Genomic DNA, 18,126 nt, shown 5'->3' with positions numbered 1-18,126 from the left:
ATTGCTCTTTCGGTCAGATCGGCGCTGCTGTTCTCCTTATAGCGCATCGATGTTTCTCCGCCCACGCCGGGGCCGGAAGGGCCTTGAACTGCTCACCACCAACAACATCACCTACGCCGCCTTTGGCGACGCCATGAACTACTGGCAGTTCTTTCCCACCGGGCAACAGGAATGGGGCCATATGCCGGTGTGGGGCTTTGCCGATGTGGTGGACTCCAAGGTGCCCGGCGTGGCGGCAGGCGAGCGCTTCTACGGCTACTTTCCCATCGCCAGCCATATCCGCATGCAGCCCGAGCGCGTGACCGAGCGCGGCTTCTACGATGCCCTCGAGCACCGCCGGGCCCTGACCTCCGCCTACAATCAGTACACCCGCGTGACCCATGACGCCGCCTACGCGCCCGCGCTGGAGAACTACCAGATGCTGTACCGGCCGCTGTTCATCACGTCATACATGCTGGCCGACTTCCTCGAGGACAACCGCTTTTTCAGCGCCACGCGGCTGGTGGTGTCCAGCGCCTCCAGCAAGACCGCCTATGGCACCGCCTTCTGCCTGCGCGACATCCCCGGCATCTCGCTGGCCGCCATCACTTCGGAGCGCAACCGCGCCTTTGTCGAAGGCCTTGGCTGCTACGAGGAAGTCGTCAGCTACGACGGGCTGGAAACGCTCGCCACCGACGTGCCCACGCTCTACGTGGACTTCTCCGGCGACGAAGCGCTGCGCGCACGCGTGCACCATCACTTTGGCAGCGCGCTGGTGTACGACTGCTTTGCCGGCTCGGCGCAGAACACGAGCTTTTTGCGCGACACCGGCCTGCCCGGGCCTAAGCCCGAGTTCTATTTCGCGCCGGTGCAGATCCGCAAGCGCAACGCCGACTGGGGGCCCGAAGGCGTGAACCAGCGCTTCAACGCCGCGCAGCGCGCATTTATCGATTACGTGAAGGAGCCGGCGAACGGCTGGCTGACGCTGATCGAAGAGCAGGGCTTCGGCGCGGCGCAGGAGAGGATTGCGAGCCTGGTGGCAGGTGGGAGCGAGCCGAAGGCGGGGTATGTCGTACGGCTCGGTTGAAGCTGGCGACCGGATGACCATGCCCGGATGCCCGGATGCCCGGATGACCGGATGACCGGACGATCCGGTCACTCCGCGCTTTGCAGGTAGCGCTGGCGCGCCTCTTCCTCCAGGCGCACGTCTTCCACCTCCGCCAGCACGGCTTCCACATCCACCGGGGTGTCGTCCACGGCAACCTGGCCGGTCAGCTTCACGCCGGGATGCAGCAAGCCGGCCTGGTACAGCGCCCAGATTTCCTTGCCGTACTGCGTACCGTTAAGCGCCGGCTCAAACTGGCCGAAGTAGAACGCGAGGTTATCCACATCGCGCTCCAGCATGCCGCTGGCTTCGCTGTTGCCGGCGGCATCCACCGCCTGCGGCAGGTCGATGATGACCGGACCGTCGGCATCCACCAGGATGTTGAATTCGGACAGGTCGCCGTGCACCACGCCGGCACACAGCATCAGGATCACCTGCTCGATCAGCGCGTCGTGGAATGCCACCGCCTGCTCCGGGCTCAGCGCCACGTCGTTCAGGCGCGGGGCGGCATTGCCCTCGGCATCCACCACCAGCTCCATCAGCAGCACGCCCTCGAAGCACAGATGCGGCGTGGGCACCCGCACGCCCGCGGCGGCAAGGCGGTACAACGCATCCACCTCCGCGTTGTGCCAGGCCTCTTCCGCCACCTTGCGCCCGTAGCGCGTGCCCTTTTCCATGGCGCGCGCCTGCCGGCTGTTCTTGACCTTGCGCCCTTCCTGGTAGGTCGAGGCCTGGCGGAAGCTGCGTTGCGCGGCATCCTTGTAGACCTTGGCGCAACGGATCTCGCCACCGCAGCGCACAACGTAGACCGTGGCTTCCTTGCCGCTCATCAGCTGGCGCAGCACTTCATCGACCAGGCCGTCTTCTACCAGCGGCTGCAGCCGCTTCGGCGTTTTCATCGGCACAGGCCAGGCAAGCCCGGCAGGCGCAGCCCGCGCGGGTACAACAGCGTCGCGGCCACCGTTATTCCGTCAGCATGCGCACTTTCACGCGCTTGCCCTTCACCGTTCCGTCGTTCAGCTTGCGCATTGCCTCGCGGCCGATGGAGCGCTCGACCGCCACGTAGGTGGACATGTCCATCACGTTGATCTTGCCGATCTGGTGCTTGGCGTAGCCCGCGTCGCCGGTCAGCGCGCCGAGGACATCGCCCGGGCGCATCTTTTCCTTGCGCCCGCCAAGGATCTGCAGCGTGACCATGGGGGGCAGCAGGCGTTCGTTGCTGGCAGGCGTCAGGTCGGCCAGGGGCTGCCATTCCATCTCGGCGCCCATGGCCTGCTCGATATTGCCCACGCGGCCCATCTCGTTCATGCTCGCCAGGCTAAGCGCCCAGCCGTCCTCGTCCGCGCGGCCGGTGCGGCCGATGCGGTGGACGTAGACCTCGGGGTCCGGCGTGACGTCGACGTTGATCACCGCTTCGAGCTGGGCGATGTCCAGCCCGCGGGCGGCCACGTCGGTGGCAACCAGCACCGAGCAGCTGCGGTTGGCGAATTGCACCAGCACCTGGTCGCGCTCGCGCTGGTCCAGCTCGCCGTGCAGCGCCAGGGCTTCGAAGCCTTGCGCGCGCAGCAGGTCGACCAGGTCGCGGCAACGCGCCTTGGTGTTACAGAAGGCCAGCGAGCTGACCGGGCGGAAATGATTCAGCAGCAGGCCCACGGCGTTCAGGCGGTCGCTGTCGTCCACCTCGAAGAAACGCTGGCGGATCTTGCTGTCATCGTGCTGCTCTTCCAGCTTGACCTCGCGCGGCTTGCGCAGGAACTGCTGGCTGAGCTTGGCGATGCCTTCCGGATAGGTGGCCGAGAACAGCAGCGTCTGGCGTTCCTTGGGGCAGTGGCTCGCCACATAGACGATGTCGTCGAAGAAGCCCATGTCGAGCATGCGGTCGGCTTCGTCCAGCACCAGCGTGTTGAGCGCCTCCAGGTTCAGCGTGCCGCGCTCCAGGTGATCCATGATGCGGCCGGGCGTGCCCACGGCGATATGTGCGCCATGCGCCAGGCTGTCGGCCTGGGGGCGCATCGGCGAGCCGCCGCACAGCGTCAGGATCTTGATGTTTTCTTCCGCGCGCGCCAGGCGGCGGATTTCCTGCGTGACCTGCTCGGCCAGCTCGCGCGTGGGGCACAGCACCAGCGCCTGCACATCGAAACGGCGCGCATCCAGCCGGTTGAGCAACGCCAGCGCGAAGGCGGCGGTCTTGCCGCTGCCGGTCTTGGCCTGCGCGATCAGGTCCTGGCCGGCCAGCGCGATCGGCAGGCTGGCCGCCTGGATCGGGGTCATGGTCTGGTAGCCGAGCTGCTCCAGCGTCGCCAGCGTGGCAGGCGAAAGAGGCAGTTTGGAGAAAGAGGCGCCGGCAGCGGCGGGCGCTGCGGATTGGGTAGGGCTTGAGGTCATGCCGGATTATAACGGGCTGGGGATGTCAACACCGATATCCGGTGCCCTGGTGCGCGCGGGCGCGGTTTCCACCAGCCCGAGCGACAGCACGCCGGCCGCGAGCGCGCCGATGGCCGACATCCACATCGCCACCGGCAGCCCGAAGCGATCCGCCGCAAAGCCGGCCACGGTCGGCGAAACGAAGCCGCCCACCAGTTCTCCCACGCCCATGATCAACCCTAGCGCGGTGGCCATGGCACCGCGCGAAACGGTCTCGGCCGGGATGGTCGCCATGAACAGCGTGAAGCATCCCAGGCCGGTGTAGCTGAGCAGCACCGCCGCGCCCAGCGCCACTGGCGAATCGACGTAGATAAACGCCAACGGGCAAAGCGCTGCCAGCAGGGAGAAGCCCACCATGGCTGGACGCCGCCCGACGCGGTCCGAGATCGCGGGTACGGCGAATCCCCACACCACCCAGGCCACGCCAAGGCAGCTCATCACCGCGCTCATGGTGCCGGGGCTGTAGTGCTTGACCGAGACCAGGTAGGTGGGCGCGAAGGAAATGATGATGACGAACCACGTCAGGAACACGCAGCTGATCAGCACGCACAGCAGGATATTGCGCTGACGCAGCACGGCCAGCGGTGACGCGCCCGGCCCCTCGGCCCGCGGCACTGCCCCAGCCCGCCCATGGCCTTGCGCAGGCGCTTCGCGCACATGGCGCCATATCAGCCACGCGATCAACAATCCTGGCAGGCAGGAGACATAAAACGCTACGCGCCAACCATAGGCGCCCGCGCATTGACTCATCAGAACTGCAACCCGTGCTGACCTGTTGCCTCACGTAGTTTGCTACCAGCCGGATTGTCCGGCGGCAGCGGGCGCCGTCGCGCCGATGCCCGCGTGTGAGCGAACGGAAACGGAAACGGAAACGAAAGCGAAAACGAAAACGGAAGGCGACCAGGAACGAGGAGACAATCCATGCAAAGGCACCGTGGCGAGGACGAGGCATTCGACTATGTGGTGGTCGGCGGCGGTTCGGCGGGCTGCGTCGTGACATACCGCCTGGCAGCGGCCGGATACAGCGTGCTCCTGCTCGAAGCCGGACCCGCCGACGACAGCCGCTTCGTGCGGATGCCGGCAACGTTCGTCCGGGTCATCGGTACCGAGCGCACCTGGCTCTACGAGACCGAGCCGCAGGCCGCGGCGGCCGGGCGGACCATGCATGTGCCGCAGGGGCGCACGCTCGGCGGCGGCAGCTCGGTCAACGCCATGATCTACATCCGGGGCACGGCGGCAGACTATGACGACTGGCGCGACGCCGGCTGCGACGGCTGGGGCTGGGATAACGTGCTGCCGGTGTTTCGCCGGGCAGAACGCAACGAACGCCTTGCCGGCGACCACCACGGCACCGACGGCATGCTGCCGGTCAGCGACACACGCTACCGCCATCCGCTCAGCCCGGCCTTCGTCAAGGCAGCCCAGGAAATGGGCATCCCCTACAACCACGACTTCAACGGCAACCGGCAACACGGCGTGGGCTTCTACCAGACCACCACGCTCGACGGCCAGCGCGGCAGCACTGCCTCGACCTACCTGGCGGCGGCGCGCAGGTATCCGGGGCTGACCGTGGCCACGGGATGCCACGTCACCCGCATCCTGTTCGAGAACGGCGCGGCCGCGGGCGTGGCCTACCGCCGCCCGGACGGCACGCAGGCCACGGCCAGCGCCCGCCTCGAAGTCGTCCTGGCCGCCGGCGCGCTGGCGAGCCCCAAGCTGCTGATGCTATCCGGCATCGGGCCGGCCGCGCACCTCGGCTCGCTCGGCATTGACATCACCCACGATGCGCCCGATGTCGGCCAGCATTTCCAGGATCACCTCGAAGTCTCCGTCTACGGCCGCGCGCGCGAGCCCATCAGCATGCTCGGCAACGACCGCGGCCTGAAGGCGCTGAGGCATGGGCTTGCGTATTCGCTGTTCAGGACCGGGCTGCTGACCTCCAACGTGGTCGAAAGCGGCGGCTTCTTCGATACCAGCGGCTGCGGCCGGGCCGACGTGCAGTTCCACGTACTGCCAGTGCTGGTGGGTGATGTGGGCCGCGAGCCCCTGCCGGGGCATGGCATCTCGGTCAACCCGAGCTTTCTCCGACCGCGCTCGCGCGGCGCCATCCGCCTGCGCGACGCGGACCCGGCCTCGCCGATCCGCTTCGATGCGGGTTACCTGAGCCACGAGGACGATGTTGCCACCCTGGTTCGCGGCGTGCGGCTCGCGCGCACCATCCTGCGCATGCCATCGCTGGCGAGGGTGGTCGAGGGCGAGCTGCTACCGGGCGCGGATACCGAACTGCCGCAGGCCGAGCTGGAGAACTACGTGCGCGAGCGCGCCAAGACCGTGTACCACCCTAGCGGCACCTGCCGCATGGGAAGCGACCATCGCGCCGTGGTCGATCCGCAACTGCGCGTGCGCGGCGTGCGGCGCCTGCGGGTGTGCGATGCCTCGGTGATGCCGAAGCTGGTCTCGGGCAACACCAACGCCCCCACTGTCATGATCGCCGAACGCTGCGCGGACTTCATGCTCGGCTGAGATGCCTGGCCGAGCGCATGCACGGCATCCGGGATTTCCTCAAGCTGGCGCGGCGCGCGACTTCTCTATACTGCGTGGGCGGCCAAGGCGCACGAGGAAAGACGCCAGCCGGCCGGCAGAAGGAGACACCCGTGCCAACTCAACGCCCTCCCCCGTTCACGCAGATCTCGACCGATGCCGTCCCGCCCAGCCAGCGGCTGGACTACTGGGAGGCCTACAACGCCTCCGTGCTGGTCGGCCTGAAATGCTCCTCGTTCGCCGAAGGCGGGCTACGCGCGACGCAAAGCAATGTCGATCTCGGCGTGGTCCGGCTGGCCGAGATCCGCGGCAACGAGCACGTGATCGAACGCACGCCACATCTGGCGCGCATGCACCCGAAGGATTCGGTGTTCGCCTCGCTGGTGCTGGAGAGCAGCGCCTTCTTCTACCAGGGCAAGGCCTGCGAGCAGGTCGAGCCCGGCGAGCTGCTCGTCTATGACACCCGCCACGCCTACCTGTTCGGCTTCACCGGCAATATGCGCCTGTTGCTGCTCGACATGCCGAGCGCCTGGTTCCATACGCATTGCGTGCGGGACACGCCGGCACGTCCGGTCAAGATCCACGCCGGCACCGGCTCGGGCCGTGTGCTAAGCGTCGCCCTGCGCAAGCTGCTGGCCGGAGTCATGCGTCGCCCAGCCGCCGCCGACGCGGCGAGCGTGCCGGAGGAAGCCTGCGAATTGCTGCGCGCCATGCTGCTCGACCAGATCGGCGGTGCACGCGTAAGCGCCTTGCGTGCCTCGCACATGCTGGTGGCGCGCAGCTTCATCGACGACCACCTGCACGATGCCGCGCTGTGCGCAGAGCAAGTGGCGCAAGCCGCGGGCGTATCGCTGCGCCACCTCAACCGCCTCTTTGCCGCCGACGGACTCACCGTTTCCCAGGTCATCCTGGAGCGGCGGCTGGAACGCGCTGCCACCGACCTGCGTGCCCCCGCGCTGCGGCGCTACAGCGTGGCGGAGATCGCCTATCGCCGCGGCTTCGCCAGTCAAGCCCATTTAGCGCGCGTGTTCCGCGCGCGCTTTGCCATGACCCCAACGCAGATGCGCAGCGCCAGCGAAGCCTGAGCCGGGCCGCACGTGGCTTGGCCACACACAAGGCCCGCACGGATCGGGCGCGCGCCTCAGCCCGGCGCCCACCCCAGTCGTTCCAGCAGCGCCTGCGCCGCCGCTGGCGCGCGCTCCTTGGCGCCATTGATAAAGAATACGAACACCTCGCGCTTACGCTTGGCCGCGGCCTTGTCGTCCACCTGCGGCAGGTCCTCGGGCATGCCGCCCGCCGCCCACGTCTTCACCCGCTCGCCCCACGCATCGAGCGCCGTCGGTGCATAGCCGGTCTTCAGCGTCTGCGCGCTGCGCATCAGCCGCGCATAGACAAAATCCGCGGTGAGATCCGCGAAGGACGGAAATTTGTCCGAGTCCGTGAAGACGGTGGCGGCCTTGTACTTGCGCGCGAGCTTGAGATAGTCCGGCGTCATGAAGCTCTCGTTGCGCACCTCGAGCACATGGCGCAGCGTGCGGCCTTCGACCGATGCCGGCAGCAGCGCCAGGAAGGCCTCGAAATCTTCCGGGTCGAACTGCTTGGTGGGCGCGAACTGCCAGACGATGGGCCCGAGCTTGTCGCCCAGCTCGGCGATGCCGCTGTCGACAAAGCGCTCAATGGACTCGCTGGATTCGGCCAGCACGCGGCGGTTGGTGGCAAAGCGCGACGCCTTGAGCGAGAACACGAAGCCATCCGGCGTCGCGTCGCGCCATTTGGCGAACGAGGTACGCTTCTGGGTGCCGTGGTAGGTGCTGTTGATCTCGATGGCGGTGAGCTGGCGGCTGGCGTATTCCAGCTCCCGGCTCTGCGTCAGGCTGGCGGGATAGAAGTTGTCGCGCCAGGGGGCGAAATTCCATCCGCCTATGCCGACTCGGGCGATGGTGGTCTTGGTGGCAGTGGGGGCCTTGGTGGCCTTGATGGCATTGGTGGCATTGGTTGTCTTCTTAGCGCTTGCTTCAGCCATGCGTTCGCGTCCTGTTCAGGTAATCGATGGGCCCTGAGCGCGCACCGGCATCTCAAGCAAAGCGCACGCAGTAGATCGGCGGCAGATGCGCCGAGAACAGCTTCCAGCGCTCCCCGCCATTCTCCGATATCCACAGGCCGCCGGTGGTGGAGCCCATGGCGAGCCGCTCGCCGGTATGGTCCACCGCCAGCCCGTGCCGGTAGATCAGGTCATAGGACGGCGCCGCGGGCAACCCCTCGGAGAATGCCTCAAAACTCACCCCGCCGTCGCGCGTGCGGGTGACCACCAGCTTGCCGTCCACCGGCACCCGGCATTCATCCTTCACCGCCGGCACGAACCACGCGGTATTGGGCCGGCGCGGATGCGCCGCCACCGCAAAGCCAAAGCTCGACGGCTTGGCATGCAGGCGCTGCCAGTGCATGCCGGCATCGCCGGAACGAAAGATCCCGCCGTGGTGCTGCACCCACATCGCATGCGGATGGCCGGCACATTGCGCCAGCCGGTGCGGATCCTGGATACTGCCATCTTCGCGCCGCTCCGGCGGCATGTAGTCGGCCACCATGCCGCTCGACGTGCAGGCCCAGCTCCTGCCGCCGTCCCGCGTCTGCCACACACCGCCGCACGACACGGCCACGGTGACGTGGCGGCTATCGTGCGGATCCACGCAGATGGAGTGGATGCCGGGCACATCGTAGCCGCCGCCAAACCACTCGCTGCGCTCGGGGCGGTCCCACAGCGGCCGGTTCAGCGCCCAGCTGGCGCCGCCGTCGCCGGAGCGGAACAAGCCGCCCGGCAAGGTGCCGGCCCACAGCACGCCAGGCTCATCCGTCCCGCCGGTTTCCATCGACCAGATCTGCTGCAAGGACCATGGCACCGGTGGCACGGAGGCCACGGGATCGCCTGTCTGCGCAGGGATGGGTACGCCTGGCACGGCCTGTTCCTGTGCCGGATCCGGCTGCGGCTGGGGTGGATATACCGGCACCGCGCAAGCCTCCCACTCCACGTTGCGCGCCCTGCGCCGCCATAGCTTGACGCCAAAATGGCCAAGGTTAAGTGCCGCATACAAGGCACCGTCACGCGGATCGGCCAGCACCATGCTGACGGGCTCGCCCAGGAAATGCACGGATTCCTGGTTCCACGCGCCCGCGCTATCGCGCAGCAACATCAACAAGCCCTTGCGCGTGCCAATGAGAAGCTGATTGTTCATGCAGGACTCCTCGCTTCAGCCCCGTGCCTTCAACGGCCTGCCGTCAACCACCGGACAACGCCTGCACCACGAAGATCTGGCTGCTGGCACCCACGCGATCGCTCATGCGCCGGCGGTCGAGAATGGCCGAGCCATCGACAAACACCGCGAGGTGCCGGCGCAGCTGGCCCTGGTCATCCAGGATATAACCGCGCAACTCCGGTTGCGCCCGAAACGCCACCTCCAGCGCGGCGCAGACGGTAGCCGCGGGCACTTCCCGCTCCGGGCTCGGGATATGGCGCTGGATTGCAGAGGCAAAGACAAGGCGCGGCATGGCGGGACGGCCGGCGGGGGGACCGGCGGAGTTGGCGAGTGTCTTGCAGTTTAGGAAATACCACGGGGAAATGGGTGTGCGGTTGCACTCAGTGGCGATGGTTTCGGTGGTGGCGCGCTAGATACCTCACGGGCAAGCCCACGGCCCCCGGTTCCGTGCGACGGTCTGACTTCTATAACGTACAATATTCTGTACAGTCCAACCGATCGGAGGTCGCCATGGGATTCTCTGCGAGTGATGTGATACCCCTGTCGCAAGCCCGTGCCACGCTATCCGAGCTAGCCGAGCAAGTAAAGGCAGGCGCGGAAAAGATCATCACCAAGAACGGTGAAAGCTATGTCGCACTCATTGACGCGCAGCGGCTGGACTACTATCACCGCCTTGAGACCGAGCGGGTGCACCTGCTACTGCTAGATGAAGCGTCGAAAGGCCTGGACGATGTCAGCGCCGATCGTACCAAGGACGCCAAAGCTACCATTCGCAGCCTCATGCGGCGGCGCAACACTCCCTGAGCCAGACTAGAGAGCGCCGCTTGTGACGTCGAACATAACGGTCAGGCTAACGGCAAACTTCGAGCGCAACCTGGAGCGCCTTGAGCCGTTTCTGCTTGAGGCAGATGCGCCACAGGCATTCGATGCGCTGCTCGACGAATTGCTGGACAACGTGATTCCGGCCCTGGAGCGCTTTCCGGAACTAGGGTCGCCTCTTCTAGGGTTGCGAGCCGGATCGATCGAATCGCTGCGCGCGCAAGAGGCGCTCCGCGAGAAGGCGGGTGATGCACGGCTCAGGCAGTATGTACTTTCCAGCTATCTCATTCTCTATGCGGTATCCCCTACCGTAATCAACCTCCTGTCCATCAAACATCACAGGCAGCTTTCATTTGATTTCGGCGCTTTTTGGCCGGGAGCGGCGGACACGCGTCAGCGATAGCCCGGCAAGCGAGGGACTCGAATAACGTCGACATGGAAGTCAAGCAAGACCCTCGCGTGGCGGCCTGACCATCAGCCAGGGCCGTGTTGCGGGCACGGATGTCGTGCCGAGCAAGAATCACCCAAGGCCTGCATACTGTCGGCTCCATGCAATCCGTAGCGCTCCCGTAAGGACGAAAGATGGCAAGCACCTTGTACGACATCCCCCTGAAACGCATCGACGGCGCCGACAGCCGGCTCGCGGATTTCCGCGGGCGCGTGCTGCTGGTTGTGAACGTGGCATCGAAGTGCGGCCTGACGCCCCAGTACGAAGGGCTCGAATCGCTGTACCAGGCCAAGCGCGCCGAGGGCCTTGAGGTGCTGGGATTCCCGGCCAACAACTTCAAGGGCCAGGAGCCGGGCGACGAGGCGCAGATCCAGGAGTTCTGCAAGCTGACGTACGACGTGCACTTCCCGATGTTCTCGAAGGTCTCGGTGCTTGGGGCGGACCAGCATCCGCTGTACGCGGCATTGACCGAAGCCCAGCCGGCCGCCATCGGCGACGGCCCTTTCCGTGAACGCCTGAAGGGCTACGGCGTGAACCCGGAAAACGCCACCGATGTGCTGTGGAACTTCGAGAAGTTCCTGGTCGACCGGGAAGGCAAGGTAGTGGCGCGCTTCGCGCCGGACGTGGCCGCGAACGATCCGCGCCTGCTCGAGGCGATCGATGCGGAGTTGAGCAAGGGCCGCTGATCGACTGGGTTTTGGCGTGAAAAAAAAACGGGCGGCCTGACATGTAGGAACGCCCGCTTTCTTTGCACGGACCGGCTACAGCTTCCCCAATGACAGAATCTCGTTGGCGTTGATGATTGCCGCCGCGATTTCCTCCGTCGTTACCCGCTTGCTCATGGCCTGGTCACGGATCAGGTCGTACGCGGCGCCATCGCTGATCTGGCGCGTGCGCATCAGGATGCTCTTGGCCTCGGCGATGCGCCGCACGCCAAGCAGCTTCCCCTCGAGCTTGCGCACCTTGCGCACGTGCGCTTTCATCTTGCCATGAACCTGCCGCGCGACGACCAGGGCTGACAGCAGGCCGAAAGAGCGTACCGGCGAAGGCAGCACCGCCTGCGAGCCGATATGAAGGACCGTCTCCACGATCGTCGGATTTTCGTAGGTGACGACCGCGATGATGGTTGGCACTTCCTCCGTCTTGAGCCACTCGAAACCCACGTCGATGCTGTCGGGCCGTACCGCCAGGAAGATCACGTCGACACCTTCGGGCAGGGTGGGAAGCGGCGGCCAGAAGGCCTGCACCTGACACCCGATGCGCTGCAACTGCTGGGTCAGCTGCTTCCCGTCCGTATCGTCCGGATGGAACACCAGCACCCGCAGCGTGCGCAGGTCTTTCAGTAAAGGGGGCGTCGCCCGAATGGTCCGCCTTTGGCTGCCGCCGTCCACGTCAAAGCTCCAGCGTACTGAGAGTGGTAGTCCAGTCGCCCAGCGAATGCGTGACGAGGTAGGGATCGGGATGGACCGGACGAGTGGCTTCGCGCACGATGGTGAACTGACCTTTCGAATTGGCAATCCCGATGCGGGGGTAAAGACAGGTATGGTGATTGGACGGCTCGATGCGCACACGGCCCTGGGGCGCCTCGAACTCGCTGCCGAGTATGTGCGGCATGATGTTCAGGATTTCATCGTCGCCCGCCTGGGAAAATGCGTTGGCGAAAATATGCACCTGGAAGTAGGCCGCCTCCCAACATAGATTCGGCACCGAATCCTCCCCGAACCTGCGGCGCAAACGCTCAAGGCAGCGCAGATTGGCGTCGGACTGGATCGACTGGAAGTAGGGAGCGGCAGTGAAATGCCCCGTGGCCACATCGGCACCCATCTGCCTGATCTCCGCCTCGGAAGTGGTCAGGCTGCCGATCGGCATCACCTTCGGGTCCAGCCCTGCATCGGCGTAAGCGCGATAGAGGCTCGCGGTCGAATCACCCACCACCGTGGAAAAGATGAAGTCCGGCCGCTTGTCGAGGATATCCGCAATGATCGGCTTGAAGTGCTTCTCCGTGGCATCGAGCGGCACATAGCGCTCGCCGACCTTGTCGCTGTCCTGGCGCTGCAGCACAAGCTCGCCCATGATGCGGTTCGACTCATAGGGATAGATATAGTCGGAGCCGATCAGGTACACCCGCGCGCCGAAATTCGCGGTCATGAATTCCGCAAGCTGAACGCTGTTCTGGTTCGGCGCGGCGCCCGTGTAGATGATGTTGTTCGAGAACTCGAAGCCCTCGTACAAGGTCGGGTAGAACAGGATCTTGTTCCATTTCTCCACGACCGGCAGCACGGCCTTCCGGCTGCTGGACATATAGCAGCCGAAGATGACGTTGACCTTGTCGTGGACGATGAGCCGCTCGGCCATCTGTGCATAGACTGCCGGCGACGAGCATGCGTCGTAAGCGACCGGCACGATCTCGCGCCCGTTGATCCCGCCCACGTCGTTCAACTCCTGGATGGCAAGCAGCGTGCCTTGTATCTGCGATCGCCCGATGGTGGAAGTCACCCCGGTTTCGGAGAAGAGCACGCCAATTCGGACCGGGTCCTTATTCGCCATGGCGAACGCTCCTTCCCAGACTTGACCCGCGCTGTGCGCAGCGCAGGCCTGTTTCGATGCCGACTGAAGGCGCTGGCAAATACATGCTCGAAGACATCCCTGTAGGTAACGATGCCGCTAGTGCAACATCGCGATGATCACCGTCGCCTGAATTGCGCCAACCGTTCCCGGTCGGATCCAACTGGCGGCAACAACAAGAGCGGCTGGCAATCCGTGGTTTCTGTGAATGATTCTACTCTAAAGCACTTCGGGCGCAGGCTTGGTGGCATCCCGGAAATACGGGTTTCCAGGGCGAATTGTGCATCCGGCGCGGCTATGCCGCCGCCAGCCTGGCGTATAGCGCGGCCAGTTGCGCGGGCAGCGCAGAAGGTTCGTTGGCGATGCGGAAATTGGCATGGCCCAGGATCGTCCGCATATACGCGGCAGCGCCGGGATCGATGGCAATACCGTAGCTGGCCACACCCGCGCGCAGACCGTCGTGGACGGCAGCCTGCGCGTCCTGGATCAGATAGTCCTTGTCGAACACATCCACATCGGAAGGCGCGCCATCGGTGATGACGATGATGGCGCGATGATCGCTCACTTCAGCGCGCAGGCAGTTGGTTGCGTGGCGCAGCGCGGCCCCCATGCGCGTCGAGTACTGTCCGGCCAGCGACCAGATCGCGTGTTCGCTCGCGTCGTCGAAGGGCACACCGAAATCGAGCAGGCGATAGTAGTTCACGCACGCCCGCGTATCCGATGAAAAGCCGTGCACCGCAATGCGATGACCGCTCGCGCTCGCCGCGCGGGCCAGCACGATGGCGGCCTCCTTTACCATAGCGAGCACCGAGCGCTGCGCGCCAGGCACCACGTCGTTGGTCGACGCGGAAACATCCAGCAACAGCAGGATGCTCGAAGCACGCTCCCTGCTCGCGGGACGAATGAACAACCTGGGCTCGGGGGAGAGATCGAGCCTGCGCTCTACCGCAAGCTCGATGGCCGCGTCGAGGTCGAGCTGCTCGCCCTCGAGCTGCCGGCGCAGGCGCGCGTCGCGGCTGAGACGCCGGCGGCGGGAAAGCCGCAGGAGCGGAACCCCCGGTGCGGGTGCCGGCCCGGCGGCGCGCGCGGGCGCGGTGAAAGACCGCTCGATGACCGTGCACCAGTCGCTACGAGATAGCGCCAGGCGATAGTCCCACTCCGGGTACAACTCCCTGCGCAACTCGACCGCGGTCACCGCCACCGGCTCCTGCGCATCGTCACTGGCTTCTTCCTGCGGCGCGACCGAGACGGCGGTATGAGACTGTAGCTCCAGCTCCTGCGCCTGCGGCGGCGTTGCCGGATTGCCGTAGTCCCAGAGGTAGGAGTTGTCGTCTCGGTACGCTGCCGGCACGGCATATTGCTGCAGGTGAAAGCGAACTCGCATCTGGCCCAGGTCGTTCGCCAGGACCGAGGCCACCCGCCGGCATGCCGCGTAGTCGCCCAGGTCCTCGCCAAGGGACTCGAACAACGTCCGCGCCTTGTTCACCCAGTAGTTATCGTCCTGATAAGCCGGATCCAGCAAGGCCAGGTTCATCCGCGATATCAAGGCCGCGAAACTCAGCCCATGGGGCTGAAGGCCTTGCATCAGCAAGGGGACGAACCAGGAGCGCGTGCCCGGGCAGTCGCGCACGAGCAAACGCTCCACGCGTGCGTCCTCCACTGCCGCGATCACCGCCAGGCTCATCGGCTTGAGCGTCTGGACTGGCAGGGCGGCCGGCGAGTACCGCAGATGGGCCACGGCATGCGCGACCGCGGCGCGGTAAAGCTGGTAACGATCCGGCGCATCCAGCGAGGTGTAATCGTCGGGCAGCAGCAGGTGGCCGCCAGTCAGGACAGGCCGGAGCGGCGCGGCATGCAGTTCGGTCTGGCTCCGTGGCTGGATATGCATGTGCCGGCCGCACAGTCCTTCCAGCAATAGCGTAAGCGACGGCATCGCTGATGACAGATCTCCTGCGCCGCCCTCGGCATGCAAGGCCGCTATCGCCCGGGGATCTTCCAGCCGGAAATATTGCTGGCGTTGGGCCGGCTCGTTCGGATACAGTCGCACGCCGGTCAGCACCCAGCGCCCGAAGGCGTCGCCGGAGAGCCGGGCAAGCAGCGTACCCATGCGTACGCTAACCGCTTGCGCGCAGGCAGCATCTTCATCGTTCAGCGCAGCAAGCCAGCGTGCGGCCACGCCATCGGCCACGGGCTCGCCCGGGCCGGACTGGCCATGCGGCATCGGCGCGCTGACGCCCCCGGCGGCGCCGGAGCCGTCCTTAGGGAAAGACCATGCAAGCGAGCCACCGGTGGGGCCGGCACCATACGCATCCGGAGGGAAGGTTGAACGCATGGCAGCCGCCCTCACGCAAAATAGGCATCGACGAAACCACGCAGCGCCAGGGTGATATCGTGGTCGTCGGTCAACGCCTGGGTCATCGTCATCTCGCAACTCTGCCGCGGCGAGACGCCCGCACCGATGAGGATGGCCGCATAGATCAACATCCGGGTCGACACGCCCTCGTCCAGTCCCCGGTGCTTCAGTGCGCGGGAGCGATGCGCGATTTCGACGAGCCGCACCGCGAGTTCCATCGGCACCCGAGCCTCCTCGGCAACGATAGCCGCTTCGACTTCCTTCTCCGGATACTCGAACTGCATTGCCACGAAGCGCTGCCGGGTCGACGGCTTCATGTCCTTGGAGCGGCTCTGGTAGCCGGGGTTGTAGGACACCACCAACTGGAAATCGGGATGCGCGTGCACGATCTCGCCCTTCTTGTCGAGCGGCAGGATGCGGCGCGCGTCGGTCAAGGGATGAATCACCACCGTTGTATCTTGCCGCGCCTCGACGACTTCGTCGAGGTAGCAGATTGCGCCATGGCGCACGGCTGTGGTCAGCGGGCCGTCGTGCCAGGTTGTGCCCTGCGCATCCAGCAGGTAGCGCCCGATCAGGTCGGAGGCCGTCATGTCTTCATTGCATGCCACAGTAATCAGCGGCTTGCGCAGCTTCCAGGCCATATGCTCGATGAAACGCGTCTTCCCGCAGCCGGTCGGCCCCTTCAGGACCATTGGCAGCCGGTGGGCATACGCGTGCTCGAACCAGGAGATCTCGTCGCTGGACGATCGATAATATGGCTCTTCTTCTATCCGGTACGAATCGATGTGGGATGACACGTCGGGAGAATCCTTATTCGAGGCGGCGGCCAGCGCGCCCGGCGCCGGCCGCCTTATCAGGCGCGCAGGGGTTGGGTTAGCGGTGGGCCGCCGCTTCGTGCGGAATGCCCTCGATCGGGCACTCGGGTGTTCCCAGCGTGGAGCGCGTCAGCGACTCGACCATCTTGCGCGTGCCGTCCGGGTCGTTGATCCACTTGCCATAGAACTCGAAGGGGCAGGCAGCCACGCCCTGGGCACCTTCCCCGGAGTTGAGCTTGCCGGTGTAGCCACGATGCAGCAGCTTGAACAGATGATTGTTCGATTGCATATTCTTGCGCGCATCGCGGATCAGGCTGAGCGAGAATTCCCCATACTGGATGCCCATCTCCTCGGTACCGCATTCGCCCAACGCACGCCCGTCGAATCCGATCAGCGAGGAGCCGCCGAAGTAGGAATACACACCGTCGAAGCCCGTCGCGTTGGCGACCGCCACATAGGCGTTGTTCATCCAGGCCATGGTCTTCGCCACCATGGCCTGCTGCTCCTTGGCCGGATACATATACCCCTGGCAGCGCACGATCAACTCGGCGCCGCGCATGGCGCAGTCGCGCCAGATCTCAGGGTAGTTGCCGTCATCGCAGATGATCAGGCTGATCTTCATCCCCTTCGGCCCTTCCGAGACATAGGTGCAGTCGCCCGGATACCAACCTTCGATCGGCGCCCAGGGCATGATCTTGCGGTACTTCTGCACAATCTCGCCCTGGTTGTTCATCAGAATCAGCGTGTTGTACGGCGCCTTGTTGGGGTGCTCCTCGTGGCGCTCGCCGGTGAGCGAGAACACGCCCCAGACGTTGGCCTTGCGGCATGCCGCGGCGAAGATCTCGGTTTCGGCGCCGGGGATCTCGGATGCCGTTTCGTACATCTCGCGGGCGTCGTACATGATGCCGTGGGTCGAGTACTCTGGGAACACCACGAGGTCCATGCCCGGCAGGCCCTGCTTCATGCCAACCAGCATGTCCGCGATCTTGCGCGCGTTATCGATCACCTCGGCCTTTGTGTGCAGGCGGGGCATCTTGTAGTTGACGACCGCTACGCCGACGCAATCGCTGGTGCTGCCAATATCTCCGTGTCTCATTGCAATGCTCCTGTCCAGTGGGGGGGGGAAATTCAAACCGTCAGGAATGACCTGACCTTGTCCTGATCGAGAGTGGCGCGCGCTTCCTCATGGACGATCCTTCCGCCATCGATGACCAGGAAGCGATCGGCAAGATCGAGCGCGAAGCTGAGGACCTGCTCGGAGACGACGATGGCGAATTGCCTCTCCTTGCGCAGGATGTTGAGCGTGCGGGCGATGTCCTTGATGATCGACGGCTGGATGCCTTCGGTCGGCTCGTCGAGAATCAGCACCTTGGGATCGGAAACCAGCGCGCGTGCGATCGCCAGCATCTGCTGCTGCCCGCCGGACAGGTTTCCGCCCTTGCGGGATTTCATCTCTTCCAGCACGGGGAAGAAGCGATAAATGTATTCCGGCACGGCGCGATACCCGGAGTACTCGGTGCCGGTCAGGATGTTCTGCTCCACGGTCAGCTGCGGAAAGATCATCCGGCCCTGCGGCACGAACGCGAGGCCATGCCGCACCCGCTCGTATCCACGCGCATCGATGAGTTCCTTGCCGTTCAGCTGGATGCTCCCGGACCTGGCCGGCAACATGCCAATCAGCGCCTTGAGCAAGGTGGTCTTGCCCATGCCGTTGCGCCCCATGATGGCGACGGATTCCCTTTCCTTCAGCGAGAACGAGATGTCCTTGATGACATGCGATTCACGGTACGCAACATTCAACCGATTGACTTCAAGCACGGCGTACT

Annotated in this window: 17 protein-coding genes and 1 pseudogene; 6 read left to right on the top strand and 12 right to left on the bottom strand. The window is 65.1% G+C overall.

Features of this window, described 5'->3' with window-relative positions:
- Position 1: 1 nt before the first annotated feature.
- Positions 2-1,066, top strand: a complete 1,065-nt coding sequence (locus ACYP5B_RS03825) for a DUF2855 family protein (RefSeq protein WP_459568593.1) — start codon at positions 2-4, stop codon at positions 1,064-1,066.
- 68 nt (positions 1,067-1,134) lie between these two features.
- Here ACYP5B_RS03825 and ACYP5B_RS03820 read toward each other — a convergent pair whose 3' ends face one another.
- The 3 genes and pseudogenes from ACYP5B_RS03820 to ACYP5B_RS03810 form a co-directional block, all read right to left on the bottom strand.
- Positions 1,135-1,983, bottom strand: a complete 849-nt coding sequence (locus ACYP5B_RS03820) for a PA4780 family RIO1-like protein kinase (protein WP_400095218.1) — start codon at positions 1,981-1,983, stop codon at positions 1,135-1,137.
- Positions 1,984-2,047: 64 nt separating this feature from the next.
- A complete protein-coding gene (dbpA, locus tag ACYP5B_RS03815) occupies positions 2,048-3,469 on the bottom strand; it encodes an ATP-dependent RNA helicase DbpA (protein WP_400095216.1) in 1,422 nt (473 codons plus the stop codon).
- A 6-nt stretch (positions 3,470-3,475) separates the two neighbouring features.
- Positions 3,476-4,246: pseudogene (locus ACYP5B_RS03810) on the bottom strand (MFS transporter); the annotation flags it as partial.
- Positions 4,247-4,429: 183 nt separating this feature from the next.
- Between ACYP5B_RS03810 and ACYP5B_RS03805 the strand changes: the two are divergent.
- Positions 4,430-6,031: a GMC family oxidoreductase gene (locus ACYP5B_RS03805; RefSeq protein WP_459568592.1), complete on the top strand. Its 1,602-nt coding sequence runs from the start codon at positions 4,430-4,432 to the stop codon at positions 6,029-6,031.
- A 131-nt stretch (positions 6,032-6,162) separates the two neighbouring features.
- Positions 6,163-7,134, top strand: a complete 972-nt coding sequence (locus ACYP5B_RS03800; protein ID WP_459568591.1) for a helix-turn-helix domain-containing protein — start codon at positions 6,163-6,165, stop codon at positions 7,132-7,134.
- A 56-nt stretch (positions 7,135-7,190) separates the two neighbouring features.
- Here ACYP5B_RS03800 and ACYP5B_RS03795 read toward each other — a convergent pair whose 3' ends face one another.
- Genes ACYP5B_RS03795 through ACYP5B_RS03785 form a run of 3 tightly spaced genes read right to left on the bottom strand, consistent with a single transcriptional unit; the run spans position 7,191 to position 9,592 of the window.
- Positions 7,191-8,072 carry a DUF72 domain-containing protein gene (locus ACYP5B_RS03795; protein ID WP_459568590.1) on the bottom strand — a complete coding sequence of 294 codons (882 nt, stop codon included), beginning with the start codon at positions 8,070-8,072 and terminating at the stop codon, positions 7,191-7,193.
- A 52-nt stretch (positions 8,073-8,124) separates the two neighbouring features.
- Positions 8,125-9,279, bottom strand: a complete 1,155-nt coding sequence (locus ACYP5B_RS03790; RefSeq protein ID WP_459568589.1) for a WD40/YVTN/BNR-like repeat-containing protein — start codon at positions 9,277-9,279, stop codon at positions 8,125-8,127.
- Between the two features lie 43 nt (positions 9,280-9,322).
- Positions 9,323-9,592, bottom strand: coding sequence for a MoaD/ThiS family protein (locus ACYP5B_RS03785; protein WP_267604972.1), 270 nt, complete (start codon positions 9,590-9,592; stop codon positions 9,323-9,325).
- Positions 9,593-9,810: 218 nt separating this feature from the next.
- Between ACYP5B_RS03785 and ACYP5B_RS03780 the strand changes: the two genes are divergently transcribed.
- The 3 genes from ACYP5B_RS03780 to ACYP5B_RS03770 all read left to right on the top strand — a co-directional run bounded on the left by ACYP5B_RS03780 (position 9,811) and on the right by ACYP5B_RS03770 (position 11,253).
- A complete protein-coding gene (locus tag ACYP5B_RS03780) occupies positions 9,811-10,104 on the top strand; it encodes a type II toxin-antitoxin system Phd/YefM family antitoxin (protein ID WP_459568588.1) in 294 nt (97 codons plus the stop codon).
- 22 nt (positions 10,105-10,126) lie between these two features.
- A complete protein-coding gene (locus tag ACYP5B_RS03775; protein ID WP_459568587.1) occupies positions 10,127-10,522 on the top strand; it encodes a type II toxin-antitoxin system RelE/ParE family toxin in 396 nt (131 codons plus the stop codon).
- Positions 10,523-10,701: 179 nt separating this feature from the next.
- Positions 10,702-11,253 (top strand): glutathione peroxidase, encoded by a 552-nt coding sequence (locus tag ACYP5B_RS03770; protein ID WP_459568586.1) that lies wholly within the window; start codon positions 10,702-10,704, stop codon positions 11,251-11,253.
- Positions 11,254-11,328: 75 nt separating this feature from the next.
- On the opposite strand, the gene ACYP5B_RS03765 is transcribed toward ACYP5B_RS03770, so the two are convergent.
- The 6 genes from ACYP5B_RS03765 to urtE all read right to left on the bottom strand — a co-directional run bounded on the left by ACYP5B_RS03765 (position 11,329) and on the right by urtE (position 18,118).
- The gene (locus tag ACYP5B_RS03765; RefSeq protein WP_267604968.1) at positions 11,329-11,958 is read right to left on the bottom strand and encodes an ANTAR domain-containing response regulator; all 630 of its coding nucleotides are present in this window, start codon (positions 11,956-11,958) and stop codon (positions 11,329-11,331) included.
- A gap of 1 nt (position 11,959) precedes the next feature.
- Entirely contained in the window at positions 11,960-13,114 is a 1,155-nt protein-coding gene (locus tag ACYP5B_RS03760; protein WP_459568585.1) for a transporter substrate-binding domain-containing protein, read from the bottom strand.
- Between the two features lie 313 nt (positions 13,115-13,427).
- Positions 13,428-15,464: a VWA domain-containing protein gene (locus ACYP5B_RS03755; protein WP_459568584.1), complete on the bottom strand. Its 2,037-nt coding sequence runs from the start codon at positions 15,462-15,464 to the stop codon at positions 13,428-13,430.
- Between the two features lie 11 nt (positions 15,465-15,475).
- The gene (locus ACYP5B_RS03750; protein ID WP_459568583.1) at positions 15,476-16,282 is read right to left on the bottom strand and encodes an AAA family ATPase; all 807 of its coding nucleotides are present in this window, start codon (positions 16,280-16,282) and stop codon (positions 15,476-15,478) included.
- A 76-nt stretch (positions 16,283-16,358) separates the two neighbouring features.
- Positions 16,359-17,396 (bottom strand): aliphatic amidase, encoded by a 1,038-nt coding sequence (locus ACYP5B_RS03745; protein ID WP_267604964.1) that lies wholly within the window; start codon positions 17,394-17,396, stop codon positions 16,359-16,361.
- 32 nt (positions 17,397-17,428) lie between these two features.
- Complete coding sequence (urtE, locus tag ACYP5B_RS03740) at positions 17,429-18,118, bottom strand: urea ABC transporter ATP-binding subunit UrtE (RefSeq protein ID WP_459568582.1); 690 nt, start codon at positions 18,116-18,118, stop codon at positions 17,429-17,431.
- Between the last annotated feature and the right edge of the window lie 8 nt (positions 18,119-18,126).

This window comes from Cupriavidus sp. 8B, assembly GCF_054589115.1.
This window is presented reverse-complemented; position numbering and strand designations above follow the sequence as displayed.

Excerpts from the sequence above, each read along its gene's own strand:
- ACYP5B_RS03820 (WP_400095218.1), bottom strand. The coding sequence starts at position 1,983 with ATGAAAACGCCGAAGCGGCTGCAGCCGCTGGTAGAAGACGGCCTGGTC.
- dbpA (WP_400095216.1), bottom strand. The coding sequence starts at position 3,469 with ATGACCTCAAGCCCTACCCAATCCGCAGCGCCCGCCGCTGCCGGCGCC.
- ACYP5B_RS03805 (WP_459568592.1), top strand. The coding sequence starts at position 4,430 with ATGCAAAGGCACCGTGGCGAGGACGAGGCATTCGACTATGTGGTGGTC.
- ACYP5B_RS03795 (WP_459568590.1), bottom strand. The coding sequence starts at position 8,072 with ATGGCTGAAGCAAGCGCTAAGAAGACAACCAATGCCACCAATGCCATC.
- ACYP5B_RS03790 (WP_459568589.1), bottom strand. The coding sequence starts at position 9,279 with ATGAACAATCAGCTTCTCATTGGCACGCGCAAGGGCTTGTTGATGTTG.
- ACYP5B_RS03785 (WP_267604972.1), bottom strand. The coding sequence starts at position 9,592 with ATGCCGCGCCTTGTCTTTGCCTCTGCAATCCAGCGCCATATCCCGAGC.
- ACYP5B_RS03780 (WP_459568588.1), top strand. The coding sequence starts at position 9,811 with ATGGGATTCTCTGCGAGTGATGTGATACCCCTGTCGCAAGCCCGTGCC.
- ACYP5B_RS03770 (WP_459568586.1), top strand. The coding sequence starts at position 10,702 with ATGGCAAGCACCTTGTACGACATCCCCCTGAAACGCATCGACGGCGCC.
- ACYP5B_RS03760 (WP_459568585.1), bottom strand. The coding sequence starts at position 13,114 with ATGGCGAATAAGGACCCGGTCCGAATTGGCGTGCTCTTCTCCGAAACC.
- ACYP5B_RS03755 (WP_459568584.1), bottom strand. The coding sequence starts at position 15,464 with ATGCGTTCAACCTTCCCTCCGGATGCGTATGGTGCCGGCCCCACCGGT.
- ACYP5B_RS03745 (WP_267604964.1), bottom strand. The coding sequence starts at position 17,396 with ATGAGACACGGAGATATTGGCAGCACCAGCGATTGCGTCGGCGTAGCG.